We start from the raw sequence: 20,490 nt of genomic DNA, 5'->3' as shown, positions 1-20,490 counted from the left end.
CGTCGCTCGTGCGACGCGGGCGTCGCACCCGCGGTCCCACACCCGATCCTCGGGTCAAGCCCGAGGATGACGGCGGGGGATGAGCCGCCTCCCGACCCTTGCTTGCCCCTGAGCGCGCAGACGTTCAGAAAGGCCCCACTGAATTGAGGAGAACACCCATGGCGAGCGAGAGCGGCTGGAACATGCCCACCGGCGAACTCATGAAGGGCAAGAAGGGCCTGATCATGGGGGTGGCGAACGCCAACTCCATCGCCTGGGGCATCGCCTCCCAGCTGGCGGCCCAAGGTGCCGAACTGGCCTTCACCTATCTGGGCGAGGGGTTGGAGCGCCGGGTGCGTCCGCTGGCCGAGAGCGTCGGCGCCAAGCTGCTGATCCAGGCCGACGTCACCGACGACGCCTCCATGGACCAGGCCTTCGCCGAGCTGGAAAAGGCCTTCGGCACGATCGATTTCGTCGTCCACTCCGTGGCCTTCGCCAACAAGGACGAGCTCAAGGGCAGCTTCGTCGACAACACCAGCCGCGACAGCTTCCTGCTGGCCATGAACATCTCGGCCTTCAGCTTCGTCGATGTGGCCAGGCGCGCCTCGAAACTGATGCCCAACGGCGGCTCGCTGGTGACCATGACCTATCTCGGCTCGGAGCGGGCCATCCCCAACTACAACACCATGGGCGTGGCCAAGGCGGCGCTGGAGGCGGCGACCCGCTACATCGCCCGTGACCTGGGGCCCAGGGGCATCCGCTGCAACGCCATCTCGGCCGGGGCCATGCGCACCCTGTCACTGGCCGGCATCTCGGGCGGTCGCGGCATGATCAGCCAGGGCCGGGCCATGTCGGCGATGAAGCAGGACACCTCGATGGAGGGCGTCGCCGGTGCTGCCCTGTGGCTGTGCTCGGACCTCGGCTTCTCGACCACGGGCGAGGTCATCCACGTCGACGCCGGCTTCCATATGATGGGCATGGCGGCGGACGAGGACGCCTGACGCCCGATCACGTGCCTGTGTCGGGCGAACCGTATTTTGCGATTTGCCGCCAAGCTTGACTGTGACAGCCTGTATCCGCCCCGAACCGGGGTCGGACACAGGAGCCCGTCGCGTGGCGCACAAATTCGAGATCTACAAGGACAAGGCGGGCGAGTTCCGGGTCCGCTTCAAATACAATTCGGAAGTGATGTTCTCGACCGAGGGCTATGCGACCAAGGCCTCCGCCAAAAATGCGATCGACTCGATCAAGAAGAACGGTCCCGACGCCCCGGTCGACGACACTACCGACTGACGTTCAGTCCGGTTCGCGCTCGCCGATCTCGGTCGGTTTGACGGCCAGCAGCCAGCCGTCGGCGATGTGCAGGTCCGGCACGGCATCCTTCGTGAAGGGCAGGAACCAGGTCGGGCCGCCGTTCGCGGGGGCGATCTCCAGCATGTCGTCGGCCCCGAAATTCTGCACCGCGCGGATGCTGCCCAGCACGACGCCGTCCGGGTCGCGCGCTTCCAGCCCGACAAGATCGGTCAGGTAGAATTCGTCCTCGTCGGGCTCGGGCAGGCGGTCGCGGTGGATGAACAGCTTCAGCCCGCGCAGGGCGTCGGCCTGTTCCTTGGTGGCGATTTCCCTGGCGCGGCCGACCACGGCGGTCTTCTCGGGCCGGGCCGAGGTCAGGGTGAGGCCGGGCGAGCCGTCGGCGCGCAGCAGCACGCCATAGGACAGCAGGGCCATGGGGTCGGCGGTCCAGGCCGTGACCCGTACCTCACCCTTGACCCCGAACCCGCCGGCGACCTGGCCGACGAGGATGAGTTTGCTGTCGGTCGTCACGCTCACCTCCATGCATCCCGGCGAAGGCCGGGATCCAGATCAGGAAAACCCTCCTCAGATAGCAGAAGAGCAGCGCCCGGGACCCCAGGCGCTGCTCTCCGTCATCTGGACCCCGGCATTCGCTGGGGTGCACGGATGGTTCAGGCCTCGGTCTTTTCTTCTTCGGTCGCTTCAGCGGCCGGAGCGTCTTCAGCAGCAGCTTCGGCCGGGGCCTCTTCCGTCACTTCAGCGGCCGGAGCCTCTTCAGCAGCGGCCTCGGCCGGGGCGTCTTCAGCGACGGCTTCGGGCTCGGGCGCCGGCGGTGCGTTCTTGGCGGCTTCAGCGGCGGCGGCCGCCTCTTCCTTGGCGCGGACGGCGGCTTCAGCGGCCTCGATCTTGGCGGCGGCTTCGGCCTCGGCGCGGTCGGCTTCACGCTGGGCGCGCTCGGCGGCACGTTCCTGGGCCTTCTTGCCCGGCTGCGCCTTGTTCGGGTTGTTCGACTGGGTCCATTTGACCTTGCCGGCCAGGGCTTCGTCCTGGCTCAGGAAGCGGGCGACGCGGTCGGTCGGCTGGGCACCCTTGGCGAGCCATTCCGCGATCCGGTCGGTCTTCAGCGTGACGCGCTTCTGCTCGCCGTCGCGCGGCAGCATCGGGTTGTAGGTGCCGACGCGCTCGATGAATTTGCCGTCGCGCGGCGAGTGGCTGTCGGCAACGACGATATAATAGTAGGGGCGCTTCTTGGCGCCGCCGCGGGCCAGACGAATCTTCAACATTTTCAGTCTCTTTCTTTGGTCGTTCTATTTCTTGGGAGGGAAGCCCGGCAGGCCCGGCAGGCCCCCCGGAAGTTGTCCGCCCGACAGGCCGGCGAGCCGGTCCTGAAGGGCTTTCATTTCGTCGGCCGAGGGTGCGGGCATCTTGCCGCCGCCCATCGCCTTGAGGCGGGCCATGTCCGGGCCGCCGCCCATGCCTGGAATCTGGCCACCGCCGCCGAGACCGCCCATCATGGCAGCCATCTGCTTCATGCCCTTGCCGCCGCCGCGCGACATGGACTTGACCATGTCGGCCATCTGGCGGTGCTGTTTGAGCAGGCGGTTGATGTCCTGGACCTCGACCCCGGCACCGGCCGCGACACGCTTCTTGCGGCTGGCGTTGAGCAGGTCCGGCTTCTTGCGCTCCAGCTTGGTCATCGAGGAGATGATGGCTTCCTGGCGGGCGATCATGCGGTCGTCGATGTTGGCGTCGGCCATCTGGGCCTTCATCTTGGCCACGCCGGGCAGCATGCCCATGATGCCCTGCAGACCGCCCATCTTCTTCATCTGCTGCAGCTGGGCGGCCAGGTCGTTCAGGTCGAACTGTCCCTTGGCCAGTTTGCGGGCCATGGCCTCGGCCTTGGACTGGTCCAGCTCCTGCGAGGCCTTCTCGACCAGGGCGACGATATCGCCCTGACCCAGGATGCGGCCGGCGACGCGGCGGGCGTCGAACACTTCCAGCGCGTCGACCTTTTCGCCCGCGCCGATGTATTTGATCGGCAGGCCGGTGACGGCCCGCATCGACAGCATGGCCCCGCCACGCCCGTCGCCGTCGGCGCGGGTCAGGACCAGGCCGGTCAGCGGCAGGCGGTCATGGAAGGCCTTGGCGGTACGCACCGCGTCCTGACCGGTCAGGCTGTCGGCGACCAGCAGGGTCTCGACGGGTTTGGCGACGGCGGCGACCTCGGCCACCTCGGCCATCAGGGCCTCGTCCAGCGTGATGCGGCCGGCGGTGTCGAGGATCAGGACGTCATAGCCCTGGAGTCTGGCCGACTGCAGCGCGCGGCGGGTGATCTGGATCGGCGACTCGCCGGCCACGATCGGCAGGGTGGCGACCTCGATCTGTTTGCCGAGGGTCTGCAGCTGCTCCATGGCCGCCGGACGACGCGTGTCCAGCGAGGCCATCATGACCTTCTTGCGATCGAATTTCGTCAGCCGCAGCGCCAGCTTGGCCGAGGTCGTGGTCTTGCCCGAACCCTGCAGGCCGGCCATCAGGATGACGGCGGGCGGCGTGGCGTTCAGGTTGATCGGGGTCGGCTCGTCCCCGCCCAGCATCTCGACCAGGCCGTCATAGACGATCTTGACCACCTGATCGGCGGGCTTGACCGAGCGGATGACGTCCTCGCCCGTGGCGCGCTCGGTGGCGAAGGCGATGAAGTCCTTGACGACGGGCAGGGCGACGTCGGCCTCGAGCAGCGCCACGCGGACTTCGCGCATCGCCTCGGAGACGTCCTTTTCGGACAGGGCACCGCGCCCGGTGATCCGGTCGAAGACGCCTGTCAGCCGCTCGTTCAGAGCCTCGAACATTCACAACCTCGTCGGCCCTGCGGGCCACCCAAACCGACGGTCGCAACGGTCCCCATAGAGAAATAGCCTCCGGCGACGATCACGTCGGCGGAGGGTTCTCGCCATCCTCGTTCCTTTTTGGGGCTATCGGCCTTGCGGCCTGCTTGAGCCCATAGGGCCGTGCTCAAGTAGCGCGAAGCGCGGTAGCACAACAAAAAAGCTGTCGTGATGGTGGAGACGCGAGGTTCACTTGCGTCGTAAGCGGCGGCTTATGGCGGAAAAGCGGGGCGAAGACAAGGCAGGCCGGGCCGCGCGCCTGATCGCTGTTCAGCTTTCCGCGAATTCATCCTCCGTCGCTATTTCGCCGCCGAACGCTCACGTGGCTGCAATCGACCGGGCGCATCTGACCCGCGTCGCCGCCCCGAGCGACGCTGATCTCCCCAGGAGTTCGTCATGAAGACCCTCGCGTCTCTCGCCGCCATCCTTTCTCTCGCCGCCGCCGGCTCCGCCTCGGCCCAGGAAGCACGCATCCGCTGGGGTGATCTGGACATGTCCAGCGCCGCCGGTGCCGCCGTCTTTGACGCCCGCGTCGAGGCCGCCGCACGCAAGCTTTGCCTGCACGCATACGCGCCCGGTAGCCGGATCCCTGACCGCGCATTCTGCCGCGTCGCCGTGCGGACCGAAGCTGTGCGCCGTCTGCCCGGCCGGGTTCAGGTCGAGTATGCCCTGAGCCGCCTGCCGATCGTCGTTTGACGGCCGGAAAAGCGAAAGAGGCCGGCGGATTGCCCCGCCGGCCTCTCGGGCTTCATCGCCTCGCCACCGCGCGCCGCCCTCAAGCAGTGCGAAGGGCGTCAGGACTCTAGGACGTCGGGAAGCCGCGCACTTTCAGCAGGGCGCGGACGTCGGGGTCACGGCCACGGAACTGGCGATAGGCCTCGCCACGGTCCGTGGTGTTGCCGGGGGCCAGCATGATCGACTTGAACCGGCCGGCGATGTCCGGATTGAAGACGTCGCCCGACTCCTCGAAATAGGCCCAGGTGTCGGCGTCCATGGTCTCGGACCACAGGTACGAATAATAGCCGGCCGAATAGGCGTCCGAGGTGAACAGGTGATTGAACTGCGGCAGGCGGTGCCGCATTACGATCTCCTTCGGCATGCCGTAGCGGGCCAGGGAGGCGCGCTCGAAGGCGTCGATGTCGGTCGGCGGCGCGGCCTGGGTATGCAGGTCCATGTCGACCAGGGCCGACGACAGATAGCTGACCGTCGCATAGCCCTGGTTGAACGTGGACGCGGCCTCGATCTTGTCGACCAGGGCCTGGGGCATCGGCTCGCCCGTCTCCACATGCTTCATATAGCCGTTCAGGATCGGACGGCTCAGCACCCAGTGCTCGTGCACCTGCGACGGATATTCGACGAAGTCGCGCGGGGTGCCGCCCAGCGACGGATAGGTCACCGTCGAGGAATAGGCGTGCAGCGCGTGGCCGAACTCGTGGAACAGGGTCTCGGCGTCGTCCAGCGAGATCAGGATCGGCTCGTCGCCCTCGGCCTTGATGAAGTTGTTGTTGTTCGAGCCGAGCGTGTTCTTGTCGCCGTCGTAGGTCGAATGCGACCGGTAGGTGGTCATCCAGGCACCCGAACGCTTGCCCGAGCGGGCATAGTCGTCGGTGTAGTACAGGCCAATCGGGCGACCCGCGTCCCGGACCTGATAGACCGAGACGTTCGGCTCAAAGACCGGCACGGTTCCCGGGGCCAGCTTTTCGAAGGTGAAGCCGTACAGGCGGCGCGCCATTTCGAACGATCCGGCGCGGACGTTGTTGAGCTCGAAATAGGGTTTCAGCTCGTTCTGATCGAGGTCGTACTTGGCCTTCCGGACCTTTTCGGCGAAATACAGATAGTCCCATGGCTCGATGTCGTGACCGGCGATCGCGCGCATGTCGGCGACCTCCTCGGCGACCCGGGCCTTGGCTGGAGCCCAGACACGGTTCATCAGATCGAAGGCTGCGGCCGGGGTCTTGGCCATGGTGTCCTGCATGCGCAGTTCGGCGTGGTTGCGGTAGCCCAGAAGCTTGGCCCGCTGGTCGCGCAGCCTGACAATCTCGGCGATGCCGGCATTGGTGTCATTGGCGTCGCCGTTGTCGCCGCGGTTGACGAATTTGCGCCAGACCACCTCGCGCATGCCGCGGTCGTCGGCGAAGCTCAGATAGGGATCGACGCTCGAGCGGGTGTTGACGATGACCCAGCCCTGCAGATTGCGGCTGCGCGCCGCGGCCGCCGCGGCGGCCTTGTTTGACGCCGGCAGGCCGGCCACCCCGGCCTCGGTGGGGACGACGGTCCAGGTCTTCTCGTCATTGACCACCTTCTGGCCGAAGGTGGTGAAGGCGTTGGCTAGGGCGGTGTTGATCCGGCCCAGCTCGGCCTTGCCGGCCGCATCCAGCGCCGCACCGCTGCGGATGAAGGCGTCGCGGCTACGAACAGCGATCCGCTTCTGATCGGGGCTCAGGCCCGCGGCATCGGCGCCGTCAGCCACGGCCTTCACGCGGCGAAACAGGGCCGGGTTGAAATTGATCTCGTCGCTGGCGGCAGACAGCAGCGGCGACAGCTCGGTGTCGACGTCGTTGTAGTCGTCCGAACCGATGTTCGACGTCATCACGCCATAGATCGACGACGCGCGATCCAGCGGCTCTCCAGCCATCTGGAAAGCGACCATGGTGTTGGCGAAGGTGGCGGGTTCCGGATTGTTGGCGATCGCCTCGATCTCGGCGCGTTGCAGGTCGATGCCTTCCAGCAGGGCCGCGCGCAGCTTGGGGGCCGTCACCTTGTCCCACGGCGGCGTGCCGCCGTAAGGGCCGGTCCAGGGCTGAAGCAGTTCCGCGCGCGGCGTCTGGGCCGGCAGCACCGCACGGGCGATGGCGGCGTCCGCGGCGAGGGTCGGTGCGGAGGCGCCGCTACCCATGCTCATTCCAGTCGAGGCGCAGGCGGAAAGGCCAATCAGGCTGCCCCCGCCGATAAGAAGGTGACGTCTGTGCATGGGAAAACTCCGTCCGAGGGTCTGTTCCCGGGAACCTAGGCTCTTCGCAGCCTGACTGTCACCTGAACGGCCCGTAATCTTCGCCGGCGCGAGGGCGGGCGGCACCGTGTTGAACGGGGCGGATGGACGGGGGCGGGCGGCAAGTCTAAAGCCCGCGCCATGGCGATTGGCGTATTCGACTCCGGCGTGGGCGGCCTCACGGTCCACCGCGAACTGACACGACGGTTCCCCGACCGGGACTTCGTCTATCTGGCCGACCAGGCCAACGCCCCCTATGGCGGACGCGGCGGCGAGGAGATCGTCGACCTGACCCGCGCGGGCTGCGAACGGCTGTTCGACGCGGGAGCCAATGTCATCGTCCTGGCCTGCAATACCGCCAGTGCCATTGCCCTGCGCCGGTTGCAGCAGAGCTGGGTCCCCGAAGCGCGGGCCCGCCACGGTCGCCCCGTCAATGTGCTGGGCATTATCGTGCCGACCATCGAGGCGGCCACGGGCCTGCCCTGGACCTATGAGGCGGAACGGCATGGGGACAAGGTCGAGGCCATCGACATCACCGGCGTCTTCTGCACCGCGGCCACGGCGATGAGCCGGGTCTATGAGATCGAGATCGACAAGCGGCGCGAGGATCTGGCCGTCTTCTCCGAACCCTGCCCCGGTCTGGCGGGCCTGATCGAACTTGGCGCGCCGGCCGAGGAGCTGAAGGTGGTGGTCGAGGACCACGTCGACGCCCTGCGACGCCGCATCGGCCGCCATCCTGACCAGGCCATTCTGGGCTGCACCCACTATGAGATCGTGGCCGATCTTTTCGCCGCGGCGCTGCCCCCCGGTACGCCCGTGATCCACCAGCCGACGGCCGTGGCCGATGCGCTGGCGCGCTATTTCGAGCGTCATCCGGAATACGACCTCGGCGGTTCGGGCCGGCGCGACTTCCTGACCAGCGGCAAGCCCGGCCCCCAGTCGGATCTGGTCAGCCAGTTCTGGGGCGCGCCCCTGACGTTCAACCCGGCTTGACTTGACGTCGTCGCCCGATCGTCGCCCGATGGCGGCGGGAGGCCATCACATGCTCAAACTCACATCCCTGATCGCCGCCGGTGCGCTGGCCCTGATCGCCGCGCCAGCCGACGCCGAGGTGGTGGAGCGCGACTCCGATCATTTCATCCTCAGATACGGGGTCGGGCTGGAGACCACGTCCGAGGACATTTACGCCGCCATCGGCGACGTCAGCCACTGGTGGGCCGGCTCCCACACCTACAGCGGCTCTTCGGCCAACCTGTCCATGCCGCTGGTGGCGGGGGGCTGCTACTGCGAAGCCCTCGCTGACGGGACGACCTTCGACCATGGACAGGTGATTGCCGCGGACCCGGAAACCGGCGTCCTGCTGGAAGCGCCGCTGGGTCCGCTCAAGGGCAAGACGACGATGGCCCGGTGGAGCATCGGCTGGTCACCGGTCAACGGGGGCTGGACCCTGGTCATGACCTATGTGGTGCGCGGTCCCGGCATCGGGGCCTTTGCAGAAGCCGTGGACGGCGTCATGGGCCAGCAGTTCGGACGGCTGGCCCGTTTCATCGAACACGGAGAGCCGGACTAGCCCGCCAGCGCCGCTTCCGAGGCCGCGATCCGGCTGGCGGCGTGGACCACGGCGGCGATGCGCAGGGCGGCCTGGACATGGGTCGCCGGCACGCCGTGCTGGCGCAGTGCGCCCTCGTGGGCGTCGAGGCAGGAACCACAGCCGTTGATCGCCGACACCGCCGTGGACCACAGCTCGAAGTCCATCTTGTCCACGCCCGGATTGGCCAGAACGTTCATCCGCAGCCGGGCCGGGATGGTCGTGTACTCGTGGTTCTTCATCAGGTGCAGCGACCGGTAGTAGACGTTGTTCATGCTCATGATGGCGGCCGCGGCCTTGGCCGCGTTCATGGCCTCGGGCGACAGCACGGTCGCCGCCTGGGCCTCGATCGCCCTGACCACCGGCACCACGCCGATCGCATGGGCGGAGGCGAGGAAACAGCCCCATTTCTGCTGGTCATTCAGCACGGTCTCGGAAGCCAGGGAGCTGAGGTTCAGCGAGATGTCCTTGGCATAGGCGGGCATCAGGTCGCGCAGGGCGTCAATCGACATTTTGTGGGGTTCCCTTCGGGAAGCGGCTATCGCTCGCTGCATGAGCCGCATGTGGGGCAAATCGTTCCGGGTGCGACCGCGCTCAAGCCGCGAGGCTCCGCGAGCCGAGCATAGCGCCCAAAAAAAGAAGCGAGCGGCGAGAAGGCGGCGACGCGAATACCGCCGCCTTCCACCACGCGGTCAGCCGCCTTTAAGCAGCGAGTGTCTCGCCGCCCACCGGGCGGTTGCAGGCGCACAGCTCGTCGGTCTGCAGGGCGTCGACGACACGCAGGGTGTCGGCGGGCGCACGGCCGACGTTCAGGTTGGTGACATAGACGTGCTGAACGACATTGTGCGGGTCGACCACGAAGGTGGCGCGCAGGGCGACGCCTTCGGCCTCGTCCAGGACGCCCAGGTCGCGGGCGAATTTGCCGCCGTTGTCGGCAAACTGCCAGATCGGCAGCTTCGACAGGTCGGCGTGGTCGCGGCGCCAGGCCAGTTTCACGAACTCATTGTCGGTCGAACCTCCCAGAACGACGGTGTCGCGGTCGTCGAAGTCACGCGACAGCGAGGCGAACTCGGCGATTTCGGTCGGGCAGACGAAGGTGAAGTCCTTCGGATAGAAGAAGATCACCTTCCACTTGCCCTCGAAGCTGTCCTGGGTGACGGCCTCGAAGGCCGAGACGCCGTTTTCCTCGTGGTTGTTGAAGCCCGGCTTGACGCCGATGATCTTGAAGTCCGGCAGTTTCTGACCGACGCCCAGCATCGCTGTTCTCCTGAAGTCTCTTGAAAGAAGGGTGATCTCTGGGGCGCCGAGGGGGGGAGGAGCGGCGCCGCAGTTGCGAAATGGCTTGTGCGGTGCACAAAGTCAATATGTCGAGACCCCGCAAGTCCATAGATTTTTTCTATTGCTGCCATAGGCTGGCCGCCGTCCGCCGGGTTGCGGTTGACTGGGAAGCGGCGGCGCGCGACCGAAGGTCATGACCGCTTCGTTCAAAGTCGATCCCGCTTTCGAGTCCGGCTCCGTCGCCGTTTGCGGTTGGTCGCTATGCGAGGTCCGGCTGCAGGATGATGCGCGCTTCCCGTGGCTGATCCTGATCCCGCGCCGAACCGGACTGCATGAATTGGAGGATCTGAGCCCCGCCAACGCGGCCCTGCTGATGGGCGAGATCGTCCGGGCCGGCGCGGTGGTCCGGATGCTCGGCGAGGCGGCGGGTCGGCCCGTGCAGAAGCTGAATGTGGCGGCGCTGGGCAATGTGACCGCCCAGTTGCATGTGCACGTTCTCGGGCGGCGGCATGACGACGGGCTCTGGCCCGATCCGGTGTGGGGCCGGGGCACCGCCCGGCCCTATGGCGTGAACGGCTTGCAGGCGGCGGTGTCCCGCGTTCGGCTCGAAATGAGCCGGCCGCCGGCGAAATGACGCGGCAGATCGCCATACACGCTCACGGTTCGTTGACCCCCGCCGTCCCACTGGACTAAAGCCTGATCACACATTTCGAGCGCCTGTTTTCGCTCAGGTTTCTGAGAACCATTCGCAGTATGTCGACCACCCCCCTGCCGGGCGACGCCTCCCATGATCCGGTCACCAAGGCCGGTGACGACCAGGCCGGTCGTTTCGCGGCCCACCCCAACGGTCGTGCCCGCCCCCTGTCGCCCCACCTGCAGATCTGGCGCTGGCATGTCACCATGCTGGCCTCGATCCTGAACCGGATGACGGGTGCCGCCCTGTCGGTCGGATCGGTCTTGATCGCATTGTGGCTGCTGGCCCTCGCCTTTGGGCCCGACTCCTATGCGACCTTCACCGGCTGGATGGGGTCGCCGCTGGGCCTGCTGGTCTGGTTCGGCCTGACGCTCGCGCTGTTCCTGCATTTCGCCGGCGGTGTGCGGCATCTGATCTGGGACGCCGCCGTCGGCCTTGCCCCGAAGACGGCCGACGCCCTGTCTTGGGCCTCGATCATCTTCGGCATCGTCGGCACGGTGGTCTTCTGGGCCGTGCTGTTCGCCTCGGGGAGGGTCGTGCTGTGAGCCGCGCAACCAAGGCCTTCGTGAACGGCGTCAAGATCTCCGAGCGCCACGGGGCCGGCGAATGGACGGCCGAGCGGCTGTCCTCGCTGATCCTGGTACCCCTGACCCTCTGGGGCCTGTGGAGCGGCTTTGTCCTGTCGGGTGGCGGCTATGACGGTGCGCGCGACTGGTTCACCTCGCCGGTCAACGCGGTCCTGCTGGCCGTGACCCTGCTGGTCAGCGTCTGGCACATGAATATGGGCCTCAAGGTCATCGTCGACGACTATATCCACAAGCCCGAATCGCGCACCGCGATCCTGGGCCTGATCGGCCTGCTCTGCCTCGTTATCGCGGCGGCTGGCGTCTTCTTCATCGTGCGGCTGGCGCTGGGTTCTGCGCCGCTGCCCGCCGGTTTCGGGATCTGACTGCGTATGGCTAGCTACGAGTTCGTCGACCACGCCTATGACGTTGTTGTCGTCGGCGCGGGCGGTTCGGGCCTTCGCGCCGCCCTCGGCGCCGCCCAACAGGGGCTGAAGGTCGCCTGCGTCACCAAGGTCTTCCCCACCCGCTCGCACACCGTCGCGGCCCAGGGCGGCATTTCGGCCTCGCTCGGCAATATGGGCGAGGATTCCTGGCAGTGGCACATGTACGACACCGTCAAGGGTTCGGACTGGCTGGGTGACCAGGACGCGATCGAATATCTCGTCCGCAACGCGCCCAAGGCCGTCTACGAGCTGGAACACTGGGGCGTCCCCTTCAGCCGCACCGACGAGGGCAAGATCTACCAGCGGGCCTTCGGTGGCATGACGCGCAATTTCGGCGAGGGCCCGGTGCAGCGCACCTGCGCCGCCGCCGACCGCACCGGCCACGCCATCCTGCACACCCTGTACGGCCAGTCGGTCCGCCGCGAGGTCGAGTTCTTCGTCGAATATTTCGGTCTCGACCTGATCATGCAGGACGGTGCCTGCACCGGCGTGACGGCGCTGAAGCTGGATGACGGCACCCTGCACCGCTTCCGCGCCAAGCTGGTGATCCTGGCCACCGGCGGATACGGCCGGGCCTATTTCAGCGCCACCAGCGCCCACACCTGCACCGGCGACGGCAATGCCATGGTGCTGCGGGCCGGCCTGCCGCTGCAGGACATGGAGTTCGTCCAGTTCCACCCCACCGGCATCTACGGGGCCGGCTGCCTGATCACCGAGGGCGCGCGCGGCGAGGGCGGCTACCTGACCAATTCCGAGGGCGAGCGCTTCATGGAGCGCTATGCGCCGACCGTGAAGGACCTGGCTCCGCGCGACATGGTTTCGCGCTCCATGACCATCGAGATCCGTGAAGGCCGCGGCGTGGGCCCGAACAAGGACCACATCCACCTGCACCTCGACCATCTCGACCCGGCCGTGCTGCACGAGCGTCTGCCCGGCATCTCGGAGAGCGCCCGCATCTTCGCCGGCGTCGATGTCACGAAACAGCCGATCCCGGTCCTGCCGACGGTCCACTACAATATGGGCGGCATCCCCACCAACTATCACGGTGAGGTCCTGACCAAGGTCGGGGACAATGCCGACACCGTCGTGCCCGGCCTGATGGCCGTGGGCGAGGCGGCCTGCGTCTCGGTACACGGGGCCAACCGCCTCGGCTCCAACAGCCTGACCGATCTGGTCGTCTTCGGCCGGGCCGCCGGGCTTCGGTGTGGTGAGGTCGTGGACAAGGCCTCCAGCGTGCCGGACGCCCCGGCCGCGCTCACCGACGGCCACCTGGCCCGGCTCGATCGCTTCCGTCACGCCAACGGCTCCACCCCGACCTCGAAGCTGCGCATCGACATGCAGCGGGCCATGCAGTCGGACGCCGCGGTGTTCCGCACAGGCACCACGCTGGAAGAGGGTGTCGCCAAGCTGCGCGCCATCCACGCAGCGGGCGACGACATCAAGACCACCGACCGTGGCCTGATCTGGAACACCGATCTGGTCGAGACGATGGAATACGACAACCTGATCGATCAGGCCCTCGTCACCATCGAAAGCGCCCTGAACCGCACCGAAAGCCGGGGTGCCCACGCCCGCGAGGACTATCCCGATCGCGATGACAAGCAGTGGATGAAACACACCCTCGCCTGGAAGGTCCCGGGCGATGCGGTGAAGATCGATTATCGCCCGGTGCATAACTATACGATGTCCAAGGACATCGATTACATCGAGCCCAAGGCGCGGGTGTACTGATGGTTCAACTCACTCTCCCCAGGGGCTCCAAGCCCACGCGCGGCAAGGTCCACAAGGCCCCCGCCGGCGCAAAGAACGTCAAGACCTACAAGGTCTATCGCTACGACCCCGAGGTTGACGCCGACCCGCGCTGGGACACGTTCGAGATCTCGTCCGACGATCACGGGCCGATGCTGCTGGATGCCCTGATCCACATCAAGAACGAGATCGACCCGACCCTGACCTTCCGGCGCTCGTGCCGCGAGGGCATCTGCGGCTCGTGCTCGATGAACATCGACGGGCGCAATACCCTGGCCTGCACCAAGGGCTGGGACGAATGCTCGTCCTCGACCATCTCCATCGCCCCCCTGCCGCACCAGGCGGTGGTCAAGGACCTGGTGACGGACCTGACCCTGTTCTACGCCCAGTACGACTCGATCCAGCCGTATCTCCAGTCCGACGACCCGGACCCGGAGAAGGAGCGCATCCAGCTGCCCGAGGACAGGGCGAAACTGGACGGCCTGTACGAGTGCATCCTGTGCGCCTGCTGCTCGACGTCCTGCCCCAGCTACTGGTGGAACCAGACGGAATACCTCGGCCCGGCGGCCCTGCTGCAGTCCTATCGCTGGATCGCCGACAGCCGCGACGACGCGACCGACAAGCGGCTCGACGATCTTGAGGACCCGTTCAAACTCTACCGCTGCCACACCATCATGAACTGCGCCCAGGTCTGCCCCAAGGGGCTGAACCCGGCCGAGGCGATCGCGAAAACGAAGAAGTTGATGGTCTCGTCGGGGCGCAAGAAGACGGAAGTGGCGGCCTGATGATTGTTGCTTGCCCTATCGCTTCCGCTACTTGAGGGCGGATGGCTAAGATTACCTATATTGAGCACGACGGCCGCGAGCATGTGGTCGAGGTGAAGAACGGCCTCTCCGTCATGGAGGGGGCGGTCCGCAACACGGTCCCGGGGATCGACGCCGACTGTGGCGGGGCCTGCGCCTGCGCGACCTGCCATGTCTACGTCGATGAAGCCTTCCAGTCAGCGACCGGCCGCGCCTCGGCCATGGAGGAGTCGATGCTGGACTTCGCCGAGAACGTCCAACCCAACAGCCGCCTGTCCTGCCAGATCCGGGTGTCGGACGATCTGGACGGCCTGATCGTGCGCCTGCCCGAAAACCAGCACTGACCGTCGCCATGAGCCCGGCCAATGCGCGGCTGGTCGAACGGGTCGGCGGCCTGATCGCGGATGGCCCCCGGAGCGCGGGTACGGATCGCCCGCCCCTGATCGCAATCGTCGGGGCACAAGGGTGCGGCAAGACCACCCTGGCCCGGGCCGCCGCCGAACGGTTCGGCGCGGTCCAGATCTCGATTGACGACGTCTATCTGACCCGGGCGGAGCGCGAGGCGATGGCGCGCGACGTCCATCCCCTGTTCGTCACCCGCGGCCCGCCGGGCACCCACGATCTGGTGCTGTTGCAGGGTCTGATCGACACCCTGTCGACGGCGGGGCCGGACGCAGTGACGGTGATCCCCGATTTCGACAAGCGCGGCGACGACCGCCGGCCGGCCACGGATGGACGGGTGTTAGCCGGCCGCCCCTCCGCGATCCTCATCGACGCCTGGTGCCTGGGTGCCGTGGCCGAGGAGACGGCGGCGCTGGCCGCGCCCGTCAATGCGCTGGAGCGCGAGCGGGACCCGGACGGTCGCTGGCGGCGCGCCGTCAACGGCTATGTCGCCGGCCCCTATGCCGATTTCATCGCCCGGTTCGACGCCGTGGTCTTCCTCAAGGCCCCCGGCTTCGACGTGGTGCTGGACTGGCGTTGCCAGCAGGAGGCCGACCTGCTGGGGATCGCCCCGGCTGACCTTGCGCCGGCCGAACGCGACCGGCTGGCGGGTTTTATCCAGTATTTCGAACGGATTACGCGCCGGATGCTCGACGGCGGTGTGCGAGCGGACATCATCGTGCCCCTTGATCGCGAGCGGCTGCCGGGCTCACTACCCTCATGACACCCCCCTCTGATCGTCGTTTTGAATCGCGTCAGCCCGCGAACACCCGGGGTGTGGTGGTCGCGCCGGGTCTGGAACTGCCCTGTCTGATCATCGACCAGTCACAGGCCGGCCTGCGTCTTCGCCTCGACCGCGGGTTCGCCCTGCCCTCCCGGATCATCGTCATCGACCTGGCGCGTGGCATGGCGATCGAGGCCGACCTGGCCTGGAGCAAGGGGCTGGAAGTCGGATTGAAGCAGGCGGGACAGGCGTCGCTGCGCGGGCTCGTGCCGTCGCGTTTCGCCGCCGCGCGCGAGGCCTTCCGCCGTGCGGGCGGCTAGAGCCGCTTTCGCTCCAGGTGACGCGTGACGGAGGCACCGGGTCGGTGCCTCCGTCTTCCGCGACCCTTCTGACGAGTGCGGCCTGGAACCGGCCTTACTGGGCCGGAGCCATCTTGTCGGCTGCGGGAGCCATCGCGCCGTCAGCGGCCGGGGCCATGGCACCGTCGGCTGCGGGAGCCATGGCACCGTCAGCGGCCGGAGCCATGGCGGCATCGGCAGCCGGGGCCATCGCGGCATCAGCGGCCGGGGCCATGGCGTCCGCGGCGACGGTTTCGGTCTTCTCTTCGGCGGGGGGCGAACAGGCGGCGACCGAAAGGGCGGTCATGCTGAAGGCGGCGACGAGCAGTTTGCGGATCATGTTGAACCCCTGAATCGAGCGGCCGGAATGGCCGGGTCACGGGGCGTCATGCCCCCCAGAACCCGGTTCGCCCGAAGCGGCTGGAAGGTTACAGCCGCCGGGGAGAATTTTCTGGCGCGATCAGGCGTCGGCCGGCGCGGCCGACAGGCTCTCTTCCATTTCAAGGAAGGAGGGCTGTGCCGCCGAGGGGATGTCGCCGCGACCGATCTCGACCGAGATCTGCGCCGCATTGCCATGCAGGTGGGCGACCAGCACAGACTGGATGATTTTGTAGAAAGCCGATTCCTCGTCGACGATGGCTTTCAGCCGCGTCGCGATCGGCCCGACCAGACCATAGGCCAGGAACACACCGAGGAAGGTGCCGACGAGGGCCCCGCCGATCATGCCGCCGAGGATCTCCGGCGGCTCGGTGATCGAACCCATGGTCTTGATGACGCCGAGCACGGCCGCGACGATGCCCAGGGCCGGCAGGGCGTCGGCCAGATTGGTCAGGGCGTGCGGGGCCTCGAGCGCCTCGTGGTGATGCTTTTCAAGCTGCTTTTCCATCGCGTCCTCGATCTGGTGAGGGTCCTCGAGGTTCATCGTCATCATCCGCAGGGTGTCGCAGATGAAGTCGGTAGCGAAATGGTCCTTCAGCACCTTGGGATATTTCTGGAAGATGGCGCTCTCGGCCGGCTTTTCGATGTGGCTTTCCAGGGCGATGACGCCCTTGGACTTCATCGTCTTGGTCAGCTGGAACAGCAGGGACAGCAGGTCCTTGTAGTCCTGCTTCTTCCATTTGGGGCCGGCGAACGACTTGCCGAGGCCTCCCAGCGTCGCCTTCATGGTGGTGACGCTGTTCGAGATCAGGAAGGCCGCCACGCCGGCACCGCCGATGGCCATCATCTCATGCGGCAGGGAGTGAAGGATCACCTCCATCTTGCCGCCCGAGATGATGTAGCTGCCGAACACGAGGCCGAACAGCAGGACGATGCCGATAATCTGGAACATGGGAGGCGGGGAATCCTGCGCGCGATATACGCGGACCTTCGCCGTTAATGATTAAGGGGCGGTTGCGAACCGCGATCCTTCAGAGCCGTGTTTCGCCGTTCAGGATGGCGTCGCGCGCCGCCTCCGTGAATTTGGCATAGCCGTTCTTGCCGCCGCGCACGTACAGGGCCCCCTCGATCTTGTCCGGGTCGAAGCCGTCGGCCATCAGGTCGGTCTTCTTGTATTTGAAGGTACCGGTCGTGTCGGCCGACCGGATCAGTCGCACGAAGGCGGGTCGGGCGTAGACCGGCAACTCCTGGTCGACCCAGTCGGCGAAGGAACGGGGCGCGAATTTTCCGTCCATCACCAAGGCGACCATCCCGGCCTTGCCCTCGTGGCCCGGCACCGGAACGCCATAGGCGATGACTTCCTGCACGCCCGGCGCGTCGGCCAGCCGTTGTTCGACCTCGGCGGTCGAGACGTTTTCGCCCTTCCAGCGGTAGGTGTCGCCGATGCGGTCGATGAAATAGACATAGCCCTCACTGTCCTGCTTCATCAGGTCGCCCGTCCGAAACCAGCGGTCGCCGCGTGCGAACACGTCGCGGAGGATTTTCTTCTCGGACGCCGCCTTGTCGGCATAGCCTGAGAATGCGTGGCGGATGTCGTCGCTGATCTGGCCCAGGGCCTCGCCGACCTCGCCGGCTTTGGCCAGTTGGCACAGGCCGTCCGCGCCGCGCATCGGCTCCTCGGAGTCCACATCGAAGCGGACCAGGCGGAAATTGATCTGCTTTTTGAGGAAGCCCGGGACGCGGCCGATTGCCCCCGGCTTGCCGTCGAAATTGAATACCGAGACATTGCCCTCGGTCGAGCCGTAGAATTCCAGGATGTCTGGAATGGCGAACCGTTTCTGGAATTCGGACCAGACGTCGGGCCGCAGGCCGTTGCCGAAGGCCAGCCGCAGCTTGTGAGAGCGCTCGTCGGGGTTTTCCGGACAGTTGACCAGATAGCGGCACAGTTCGCCGATGTAGACGAACAGGGTCGCGCCCGACGCCTTGGCGTCCGGCCAGAAGGTCGTGGCAGAGAATCGCTTGCGCAGAACCAGCTTGCCGCCGCTCAGCAGGGCAGGGCCGACCCCGACCAGACCGCCGGTCGAGTGATACAGGGGCAGGACGTTGAAGGTGACGTCCTTGTCGGTCGCCCCCGTGGCCCCGGCGAAGGCGCGCATATAGGTACGGGCGCGGGCATGGGTGATACGCGCCGCCTTGGGCAGGCCGGTGGTGCCTGAGGTGTAGATGAACATCGCCGTATCGCGGTTGGTCAGGCCTGAACGCGCCGAACGGGCGGGCCGCACCGACGAGCCGCTGCGCACCGGCTTGTCGAGACTGCGACGCTCGTCGGCCTCGTCCTCGTCCTTGAGGCCCAGCACCCAGAGCATCAGGTTGCGTCCCGACAGGGCCCGGGCGTCCTCGACCCGCTTCCAGCAGTCCTCGTCGGTCACGACCTGGGAAGCGTTCGAGATTGACAGGCAGTGGGCTAGGGCGTGGCCAGTCAGATTGGTGTTGATCAGGGCGGTGGCGACGCCGACCTTTGCGAACCCCAGCCAGGCGGCGATGTATTCGGCGCGGTTCAGCATGACCAGGGCGATGGTGTCGCTACGCTTGAGCCGCCGGCTCTGGGCCCAATGGCCGAACCGGTTGGCCATGGCGTCCAGCTCGCGATAGGTCAGGCTGCGGCGGTCGTCCTCGATGGCAATGTGGTCGGGGTATTTGTCGACGGCCTCTTCCCAGTCGTCACAGACCAGATCGGCACCGTCCAGGGTGATCGGCTTGATCCGCTTCAAAAGACGGCTCAGCCCCTTGGCGAACCGAATGTTGCGCCTGATGTTCGCCACGAGGCCCATCGTTCTGTCCACTCCGTCGTCCGCCGCCCTGTTGGTGATGAACAAGCCGCTCCTTGCGGTCAACCGGCAGGGGAATCTGACCGGCTTTTGAGACGATCCTCAGGGTGGTTTGCGGGAAGGCGTGGCGCCGATGCGGCGGTGACGTCGCGTGAACCTGGCAATTCAGGGCGGCGGCTTGAAGATTCTCGAGGACCGGCGCTAAATCAACGAACAGGGGTTTGCGGCGTCCGGCCGCGGGGAGGCCCCGGGGGACGACACATGATGAGACTTCTGATGGCCGCCACGGCCTGCGCCCTGGCTTTCGCCGGTGCCGCTTCGGCCCAAGACTATAATGCCACGCCCAATTACGGCGACATCACCCTGGCGCCCGGCTTCACGCCTGACCCCTATCTGGTCAGCCTGCGGGCCGGCGGTGATATGAGCGCCTCCAATGCCGGCAGCGGCTGCTCGGGCTACATCACCCGGGCACCGGACTACCGGCTGAACTGGAGTGGCAAGGGTTCGCTGAACCTGAAGATATCGGTCCTGTCCAAGGCCGACACCACCCTGGTGGTCAATGGTCCCAACGGCGAGTGGTATTGCGACGATGACACCGGCGAGGACAACAATCCGCTGGTGACGCTCGGCTCTCAGGCCGGCCGCTATGAAATCTGGGTTGGTACGTATTCCAGTAGCAGCCCGGCTCCGGCTGTCCTGTCCATTTCAGAACTCGCCAACTTCTGATAAATACTGTTTGAATAAAACAGCCATCCGAAGCTGCACCGTTGTCGCCGCAATTGTGGCGACAACGGTATTTCTTCGAGGCAAATGAAGAATCGCGGAACTGCGGTCTCGCAAGACTGTTTCTTGTCCAGATATTTGGAGGAACAGTTATGTCCGTGACCTATCCCGCCGACCCGTTGAAGCCGTATGGCGACCGTGTCGAAGTGAACCCGAACGCCGACGGCGCGAACGACGAGCCCTTCGTTCCTGTCTATGCGCGAACCGGCAAGTCGACGCGCCGCAACGGCGGCAAGATCAAGACCTGGATGATCCTCACTCCGGTCGGCATCATCGTCCTCGCCGGCCTGGGCGCGGTCGCGATCGGAGGCGGTGACGAGACCATGGCCCCGCTGGCCGGGCCCGCCGCGACCGCCCCCGTCGTCTCGGCCTCGTCGCCCGCGGCTGCCGTTGCGAACGCTGAGACCCCGGCTCCGGCGGCCCGGACCGCCCCGATGCCGGCTCCGGTCCTGCGCCCGACCGCGCCGGTTCGCCGCGCCGCGACGGCTCCCGTCCCCGCTCGCCGCAACCCGACGGTAGCGACGCCGAGACCCGTGGCCCCGGCTCCAGTCGCCCGTGCTGTGACCCCGGCCCCGGCCGCCCCGGCCGCATCATCCCCGACCCCGATGCTGAACATGGCCCCGATGGCCCCGACCGCGGCGCCCGTGCCCGCACCCGCCCCGGCCCCGGCAGCGACCCAGTCGCCGCCGCCGTTCGTCATCGTCGAACCGGTGGGCTGATCGAACCCTGACCAG

24 protein-coding genes are annotated in these 20,490 nt (G+C 66.7%); 15 read left to right on the top strand and 9 right to left on the bottom strand.

Annotated features, from left to right (window positions below):
• Window positions 1-182: 182 nt before the first annotated feature.
• Both ACP7AS_RS02865 and ACP7AS_RS02860 read left to right on the top strand, forming a co-directional pair.
• A complete protein-coding gene (locus tag ACP7AS_RS02865; protein WP_426027498.1) occupies window positions 183-980 on the top strand; it encodes an enoyl-ACP reductase FabI in 798 nt (265 codons plus the stop codon).
• Between the two features lie 112 nt (window positions 981-1,092).
• Window positions 1,093-1,272 carry a YegP family protein gene (locus tag ACP7AS_RS02860; protein WP_426027314.1) on the top strand — a complete coding sequence of 60 codons (180 nt, stop codon included), beginning with the start codon at window positions 1,093-1,095 and terminating at the stop codon, window positions 1,270-1,272.
• Window positions 1,273-1,275: 3 nt separating this feature from the next.
• Here ACP7AS_RS02860 and rimM read toward each other — a convergent pair whose 3' ends face one another.
• The 3 genes from rimM to ffh all read right to left on the bottom strand — a co-directional run bounded on the left by rimM (window position 1,276) and on the right by ffh (window position 4,118).
• On the bottom strand, window positions 1,276-1,809 hold the full coding sequence (gene rimM, locus ACP7AS_RS02855; RefSeq protein WP_426027312.1) for a ribosome maturation factor RimM: 534 nt from the start codon (window positions 1,807-1,809) through the stop codon (window positions 1,276-1,278).
• A gap of 134 nt (window positions 1,810-1,943) precedes the next feature.
• Window positions 1,944-2,555 carry a 30S ribosomal protein S16 gene (gene rpsP, locus ACP7AS_RS02850; RefSeq protein ID WP_426027311.1) on the bottom strand — a complete coding sequence of 204 codons (612 nt, stop codon included), beginning with the start codon at window positions 2,553-2,555 and terminating at the stop codon, window positions 1,944-1,946.
• Between the two features lie 24 nt (window positions 2,556-2,579).
• Window positions 2,580-4,118 carry a signal recognition particle protein gene (gene ffh, locus ACP7AS_RS02845; protein ID WP_426027310.1) on the bottom strand — a complete coding sequence of 513 codons (1,539 nt, stop codon included), beginning with the start codon at window positions 4,116-4,118 and terminating at the stop codon, window positions 2,580-2,582.
• A gap of 432 nt (window positions 4,119-4,550) precedes the next feature.
• Between ffh and ACP7AS_RS02840 the strand changes: the two genes are divergently transcribed.
• On the top strand, window positions 4,551-4,850 hold the full coding sequence (locus tag ACP7AS_RS02840) for a UrcA family protein (RefSeq protein WP_426027309.1): 300 nt from the start codon (window positions 4,551-4,553) through the stop codon (window positions 4,848-4,850).
• Between the two features lie 106 nt (window positions 4,851-4,956).
• Here ACP7AS_RS02840 and ACP7AS_RS02835 read toward each other — a convergent pair whose 3' ends face one another.
• A complete protein-coding gene (locus ACP7AS_RS02835; RefSeq protein WP_426027308.1) occupies window positions 4,957-7,125 on the bottom strand; it encodes a M3 family metallopeptidase in 2,169 nt (722 codons plus the stop codon).
• 159 nt (window positions 7,126-7,284) lie between these two features.
• Here ACP7AS_RS02835 and ACP7AS_RS02830 point away from each other — a divergent pair, with 159 nt between their 5' ends.
• Complete coding sequence (locus tag ACP7AS_RS02830) at window positions 7,285-8,136, top strand: glutamate racemase (RefSeq protein WP_426027306.1); 852 nt, start codon at window positions 7,285-7,287, stop codon at window positions 8,134-8,136.
• Between the two features lie 49 nt (window positions 8,137-8,185).
• Window positions 8,186-8,713, top strand: coding sequence for an ATPase (locus ACP7AS_RS02825; RefSeq protein ID WP_426027305.1), 528 nt, complete (start codon window positions 8,186-8,188; stop codon window positions 8,711-8,713).
• On the opposite strand, the gene ACP7AS_RS02820 is transcribed toward ACP7AS_RS02825, so the two are convergent.
• Both ACP7AS_RS02820 and ACP7AS_RS02815 read right to left on the bottom strand, forming a co-directional pair.
• A complete protein-coding gene (locus ACP7AS_RS02820) occupies window positions 8,710-9,243 on the bottom strand; it encodes a carboxymuconolactone decarboxylase family protein (protein WP_426027304.1) in 534 nt (177 codons plus the stop codon). The genes ACP7AS_RS02825 and ACP7AS_RS02820 overlap by 4 nt on opposite strands.
• Before the next feature lie 190 nt (window positions 9,244-9,433).
• On the bottom strand, window positions 9,434-9,988 hold the full coding sequence (locus ACP7AS_RS02815) for a peroxiredoxin (RefSeq protein ID WP_426027303.1): 555 nt from the start codon (window positions 9,986-9,988) through the stop codon (window positions 9,434-9,436).
• 214 nt (window positions 9,989-10,202) lie between these two features.
• Between ACP7AS_RS02815 and ACP7AS_RS02810 the strand changes: the two genes are divergently transcribed.
• The 8 genes from ACP7AS_RS02810 to ACP7AS_RS02775 all read left to right on the top strand — a co-directional run bounded on the left by ACP7AS_RS02810 (window position 10,203) and on the right by ACP7AS_RS02775 (window position 15,749).
• Window positions 10,203-10,643 (top strand): HIT domain-containing protein, encoded by a 441-nt coding sequence (locus ACP7AS_RS02810; protein WP_426027302.1) that lies wholly within the window; start codon window positions 10,203-10,205, stop codon window positions 10,641-10,643.
• 119 nt (window positions 10,644-10,762) lie between these two features.
• A complete protein-coding gene (gene sdhC / locus ACP7AS_RS02805; RefSeq protein ID WP_426027301.1) occupies window positions 10,763-11,248 on the top strand; it encodes a succinate dehydrogenase, cytochrome b556 subunit in 486 nt (161 codons plus the stop codon).
• The gene (sdhD, locus tag ACP7AS_RS02800; protein WP_426027300.1) at window positions 11,245-11,652 is read left to right on the top strand and encodes a succinate dehydrogenase, hydrophobic membrane anchor protein; all 408 of its coding nucleotides are present in this window, start codon (window positions 11,245-11,247) and stop codon (window positions 11,650-11,652) included. Before sdhC ends, sdhD begins: the two co-directional genes overlap by 4 nt.
• A 6-nt stretch (window positions 11,653-11,658) precedes the next feature.
• Window positions 11,659-13,443 carry a succinate dehydrogenase flavoprotein subunit gene (gene sdhA, locus ACP7AS_RS02795; RefSeq protein ID WP_426027298.1) on the top strand — a complete coding sequence of 595 codons (1,785 nt, stop codon included), beginning with the start codon at window positions 11,659-11,661 and terminating at the stop codon, window positions 13,441-13,443.
• Window positions 13,443-14,246 carry a succinate dehydrogenase iron-sulfur subunit gene (locus ACP7AS_RS02790; RefSeq protein ID WP_426027297.1) on the top strand — a complete coding sequence of 268 codons (804 nt, stop codon included), beginning with the start codon at window positions 13,443-13,445 and terminating at the stop codon, window positions 14,244-14,246. Before sdhA ends, ACP7AS_RS02790 begins: the two co-directional genes overlap by 1 nt.
• 41 nt (window positions 14,247-14,287) lie before the next feature.
• The gene (locus ACP7AS_RS02785) at window positions 14,288-14,608 is read left to right on the top strand and encodes a 2Fe-2S iron-sulfur cluster-binding protein (RefSeq protein ID WP_426027296.1); all 321 of its coding nucleotides are present in this window, start codon (window positions 14,288-14,290) and stop codon (window positions 14,606-14,608) included.
• 8 nt (window positions 14,609-14,616) lie between these two features.
• The gene (locus ACP7AS_RS02780) at window positions 14,617-15,429 is read left to right on the top strand and encodes a kinase (protein WP_426027295.1); all 813 of its coding nucleotides are present in this window, start codon (window positions 14,617-14,619) and stop codon (window positions 15,427-15,429) included.
• Window positions 15,426-15,749 carry a PilZ domain-containing protein gene (locus tag ACP7AS_RS02775; protein ID WP_426027294.1) on the top strand — a complete coding sequence of 108 codons (324 nt, stop codon included), beginning with the start codon at window positions 15,426-15,428 and terminating at the stop codon, window positions 15,747-15,749. Before ACP7AS_RS02780 ends, ACP7AS_RS02775 begins: the two co-directional genes overlap by 4 nt.
• Before the next feature lie 94 nt (window positions 15,750-15,843).
• Here ACP7AS_RS02775 and ACP7AS_RS02770 read toward each other — a convergent pair whose 3' ends face one another.
• From ACP7AS_RS02770 to ACP7AS_RS02760, 3 genes are all read right to left on the bottom strand, one after another.
• Entirely contained in the window at window positions 15,844-16,107 is a 264-nt protein-coding gene (locus ACP7AS_RS02770; RefSeq protein ID WP_426027293.1) for a hypothetical protein, read from the bottom strand.
• Window positions 16,108-16,227: 120 nt separating this feature from the next.
• A complete protein-coding gene (gene motA / locus ACP7AS_RS02765; protein ID WP_426027292.1) occupies window positions 16,228-17,097 on the bottom strand; it encodes a flagellar motor stator protein MotA in 870 nt (289 codons plus the stop codon).
• 79 nt (window positions 17,098-17,176) lie between these two features.
• The gene (locus ACP7AS_RS02760) at window positions 17,177-18,976 is read right to left on the bottom strand and encodes a long-chain-acyl-CoA synthetase (protein WP_426027291.1); all 1,800 of its coding nucleotides are present in this window, start codon (window positions 18,974-18,976) and stop codon (window positions 17,177-17,179) included.
• Window positions 18,977-19,234: 258 nt separating this feature from the next.
• Here ACP7AS_RS02760 and ACP7AS_RS02755 point away from each other — a divergent pair, with 258 nt between their 5' ends.
• Together ACP7AS_RS02755 and ACP7AS_RS02750 are read left to right on the top strand one after the other, a co-directional pair.
• The gene (locus ACP7AS_RS02755; protein ID WP_426027290.1) at window positions 19,235-19,699 is read left to right on the top strand and encodes a peptidase S1; all 465 of its coding nucleotides are present in this window, start codon (window positions 19,235-19,237) and stop codon (window positions 19,697-19,699) included.
• Window positions 19,700-19,854: 155 nt separating this feature from the next.
• Window positions 19,855-20,475: a hypothetical protein gene (locus tag ACP7AS_RS02750; protein WP_426027289.1), complete on the top strand. Its 621-nt coding sequence runs from the start codon at window positions 19,855-19,857 to the stop codon at window positions 20,473-20,475.
• Window positions 20,476-20,490: the final 15 nt, after the last annotated feature.

It is taken from the genome of Brevundimonas sp. TWP2-3-4b2, from assembly GCF_049897345.1.
GTDB lineage: Bacteria > Pseudomonadota > Alphaproteobacteria > Caulobacterales > Caulobacteraceae > Brevundimonas.
Note: the sequence above shows the minus strand (reverse complement) of the source record. Positions and strands in the feature narration are given on the sequence as shown.